The 3,710-nt window shown below is 69.7% G+C and carries 5 protein-coding genes and 1 pseudogene; 5 read left to right on the forward strand and 1 reads right to left on the reverse strand.

Features of this window, described 5'->3' with window-relative positions:
• The 3 genes and pseudogenes from KBX53_RS25845 to KBX53_RS25855 form a co-directional block, all read left to right on the forward strand.
• A pseudogene (locus tag KBX53_RS25845) lies at positions 1-181 on the forward strand (LytR family transcriptional regulator); the annotation flags it as partial.
• Between the two features lie 88 nt (positions 182-269).
• The gene (locus KBX53_RS25850; protein ID WP_030333186.1) at positions 270-551 is read left to right on the forward strand and encodes a F0F1 ATP synthase subunit epsilon; all 282 of its coding nucleotides are present in this window, start codon (positions 270-272) and stop codon (positions 549-551) included.
• 12 nt (positions 552-563) lie between these two features.
• Positions 564-1,019 carry a DUF2550 domain-containing protein gene (locus tag KBX53_RS25855; RefSeq protein WP_030333188.1) on the forward strand — a complete coding sequence of 152 codons (456 nt, stop codon included), beginning with the start codon at positions 564-566 and terminating at the stop codon, positions 1,017-1,019.
• 399 nt (positions 1,020-1,418) lie between these two features.
• On the opposite strand, the gene KBX53_RS25860 is transcribed toward KBX53_RS25855, so the two are convergent.
• Positions 1,419-1,991 carry a cob(I)yrinic acid a,c-diamide adenosyltransferase gene (locus KBX53_RS25860; protein WP_210862125.1) on the reverse strand — a complete coding sequence of 191 codons (573 nt, stop codon included), beginning with the start codon at positions 1,989-1,991 and terminating at the stop codon, positions 1,419-1,421.
• Between KBX53_RS25860 and murA the strand changes: the two genes are divergently transcribed.
• Positions 1,990-3,432 (forward strand): UDP-N-acetylglucosamine 1-carboxyvinyltransferase, encoded by a 1,443-nt coding sequence (gene murA / locus KBX53_RS25865; protein ID WP_210862126.1) that lies wholly within the window; start codon positions 1,990-1,992, stop codon positions 3,430-3,432. The genes KBX53_RS25860 and murA overlap by 2 nt on opposite strands.
• Before the next feature lie 100 nt (positions 3,433-3,532).
• The coding region (locus KBX53_RS25870) for a 3-hydroxyacyl-CoA dehydrogenase NAD-binding domain-containing protein (protein ID WP_247676223.1) at positions 3,533-3,710 on the forward strand (178 nt) is incomplete at its 3' end.

Here is a 3,710-nt window from a genome sequence, read left to right on the forward strand (position 1 = left end):
GGACATCCGCCCGAACACCATCGAGATGATCAAGCTGCCCGGTGGTGGCGTCTTCGACGGTAAGAAGTACCTGGGTGAGCAGTTCAAGGAAGGGGTCCCGGACTTCTTCACCGCCCTGCACAACGAGCAACTCGACCCGTTCCTGCTCGAGCACCCGGAATTCGTCAACAAGGCCAAGTAGTCCCGGCGTCGTTGTCCCCACCCGCGTTGGGCGCGCCGCGCCGTCAGGCTAGACTTTCGGCAATCCGTAGCCGCAGCAAGGAGACAGCGTGGCACAGCAGCTTCACGTCGAGCTCGTCGCCGTCGAGGAGAAGGTCTGGTCCGGTGACGCCGAGATGGTCGTCGCCCGGACGACCGAGGGCGAGCTCGGTGTCCTGCCGGGGCACGCGCCGCTTCTCGGCCAGCTCGCCGAGCCCGGCCAGGTGCGCATCAAGCTCGCCGGCGGTGAGCAGGTCGCCTACGAGGTGGCCGGTGGCTTCCTCTCGGTGAGCGCCGACGGTGTCACCGTGCTGGCCGAGAGCGCTACCCCGGTCTCCGCGCAGAGCCGCTGAGCCACACCGGGGATGGAGATCGTCGAAGGTTTCGGAATCGGCGTTGTCGTCATCCTCGGCGCGCTTCTGATCCTCTTCGTCCGGCGAGCTCTGGTCACCCGCAGCGGTGGCATCATCCGGCTCAGCGTCCGGGTCTCCACCATGCTCGACGGCCGTGGCTGGTCGCCCGGCTTCGGTCGGTTCGTCGGTGACGAGCTGCGCTGGTACCGCATGTTCAGCTTCGCCATCCGGCCCAAGCGGGTGCTCTCCCGTAAAGGGCTGGCCGTGGAGCGCCGCCGGTTGCCCGAAGGTCAGGAACGGTTCTCCATGCCGGCCGACTGGGTGATTCTCCGCTGTACCAGTCACCACGCACCGGTGGAGATTGCCATGGCGCGATCGACAGTTACCGGTTTTCTCTCTTGGCTCGAGGCCGCCCCTCCGGGGGCGGTCTCGCCGCGTATGGCCTCCCAGGACTGGCCTGCTGCCTGATCTGCTCTTCGGCCGGTTGCTCTTTCGGGTTTCCGGGGCAGCCCGCCCCGCTCCGGGCGGTCAGGCTTGTTCCCTGCGCCGGGCGGGCTGCCCCGGAAACCCGTCCGCCACGCCGTGCGTAGGTCCGGCGTGGTTATCAATCCCCTGCCGTTGCCTGAGAAAGTCGAGTCTCGCCTGTTCAGTGGCCGGGCGCGGTGATCGACTCGGGTTTCTTGAAACCGTGGTGTCCTGGTGGCCAGGATGGCCCGACTTCATGGAACCCGAGTCGATCTAGACACTGAACCGTCAGGAGGTCAGCCCTGGCCGTGGCGGGGCGCCGGAGGACGAGTCGGCCTTGGCGACGCGTGGCAGCGGTCAGATCGGGAATCCCCCTCTTGACGTGGTGCGGAGTGCCGACGTTCAGCGCTTGCCGCCCGGCACCCATCGCACATCTCCTGCCGGATTTGCCGTTCTTGACAGGATAAAGAGCAGATCGGAGAGCCGGTTGAGATACTTTGCCGGGAGCGTGCTGGTTCGGTCCGGATCGTGGGCGACCAGCGCCCACGCCGCCCGTTCGGCACGCCGGGCGACGGTCCGCGCCACGTGCAGCAGCGCCGCGCCTGCGGTGCCGCCGGGGAGGATGAAGGAGTCGAGCTTGCTCAGGCGCGCGTTGTACTCGTCGCACCAGCCCTCCAGGCGCTCGACGTACTCCTCGGTCACCCGCAGCGGCGGGTACTTCGGCTCCGGCTCGACCGGGGTGGACAGGTCGGCGCCGACGTCGAACAGGTCGTTCTGCACCGACCCCAGCACGCCGCGAAGCTCCTCGTCGAGGTTTCCCAGCGCGAGCGCGACGCCGATCGCCGCGTTGCACTCGTCGACATCCGCGTACGCGGCGATCCGCGGATCGGTTTTCGGCACCTGCTCGTTGTTGCTCAGCCTGGTCATGCCGGCATCGCCGGCCTTGGTGTAGATGCGCGTGAGGTGGACGGCCATGACGCACAGCCTACGGATACCCGACCTGACGATCCCGGCGCGGCCGGACAGCACCGCCGGCTGGCCGGTGGTGGTGGGCCCCGGCGACGCCGGCGATCCGGCGGTCAACGACGTCGACGTCATCCGGGTCCGCGGTGACGCCCGACTGGCCGGCACCGTGCACGTGGTCGGTGCCAAGAACTCGGCGTTGAAGCTGATGGCGGCGGCGCTGCTCGCCCCCGGCCGCAGCGTGATCACCAACGTGCCCCGGATCACCGACATCGCGATCATGGGGGAGGTGCTGCGCCGGCTGGGCTGCGACGTCCAGTTCGACGCGGATGACCCGGTCGACCCGATGGTCGCTCGTGGTGGCGTGGCCCGGTCCCGGTCGGTGACGATCGACGTACCCGAACAGCCGGGCGCGGAGGCCGACTACGACCTGGTCCGCCGGTTGCGCGCGTCGATCTGCGTGCTCGGCCCGCTGCTGGCGCGCCGGGGGTACGTGCGGGTGGCCCATCCCGGCGGCGACGCGATCGGGTCGCGGGGGTTGGACATGCACATCTCCGGGCTGACCCGGATGGGCGCCGAGATCTCCGGTGAGCACGGGTTCGTCATCGCGTCCGCCCCGCACGGGCTGCGTGGCGCGGACATCATGCTGGACTTTCCCAGCGTCGGCGCCACCGAGAACCTGGTGATGGCGGCGGTGCTGGCCCAGGGCACCACGATGATCGACAATGCGGCGCGCGAGCCGGAGATCGTCGACATCTGCACGATGCTCAACCAGATGGGCGCGCGCATCGCCGGCGCGGGCACGTCCACGTTGCGGATCACCGGTGTGCCCGGTCTGCGCCCGGTGCGCCACGCCACGGTGGGGGACCGGATCGTTGCCGGCACCTGGGCGTTCGGCGCGGCGATGACCCGGGGCGACGTGACGGTGACCGGGCTGGACCCGGCCTTCCTGGAGGTCGCGCTGGACAAGGTGGTCGCCGCCGGCGGGCTGGTGGAGACGCGGGGGGACGGCTTCCGGGTACGGATGGACGAGCGGCCCCGGGCGGTGGACGTGGTGACGCTGCCGTACCCCGGCTTCGCCACCGACCTGCTGCCGATGGCGATCGGGCTGGCGACGGTCAGTGACGGCGCGTCGCTGATCACCGAGAACATCTTCGACGGCCGGTTCATGTTCGCCAACGAGATGATGCGGCTCGGCGCGGACATCAAGACCGACGGGCATCACGCCGTGGTCCGGGGACGGGACCGGCTCTCCGGCGCCCCGGTGCGGGCCACCGACATCCGTGCCGGCGCGGGGCTGATCATCGCCGGGCTCTGCGCGGACGGGGTCACCGAGGTTTCCCACGTGCATCACGTCGACCGGGGCTACCCGGACTTCGTGGCCGACCTGCGGGCGCTCGGGGTGGCTGTCGAGCGGGGCACCACGCCGGAGGAGCCGGCGCTGGAGATCTGAGGTCGGCTCTCAGCGACCCGTCCCGACCGCCACTTAGCCATCGTTCAGGCTCGCCGACTAGGGTGCAGGCAGGCACTCAATCGCAGCGAGGGAGAAGCAGATGGCGGGTCGACTCGCGGTCGTCGGGGCCGGGCTGATGGGCTCCGGCATCGCCCAGGTGGCGGCGCAGGCGGGCTGGCAGGTGACGCTGCGCGACCTGGACGACGCGGCCACCACCCGGGGTCTGGGCGGCATTCGGAAGTCACTGGAGAAGTTCGCCGAGAAGGGCAAGATCGAGG

The sequence above is a fragment of the Micromonospora sp. M51 genome, assembly GCF_018070305.1.
Lineage (GTDB): Bacteria > Actinomycetota > Actinomycetes > Mycobacteriales > Micromonosporaceae > Micromonospora > Micromonospora parva.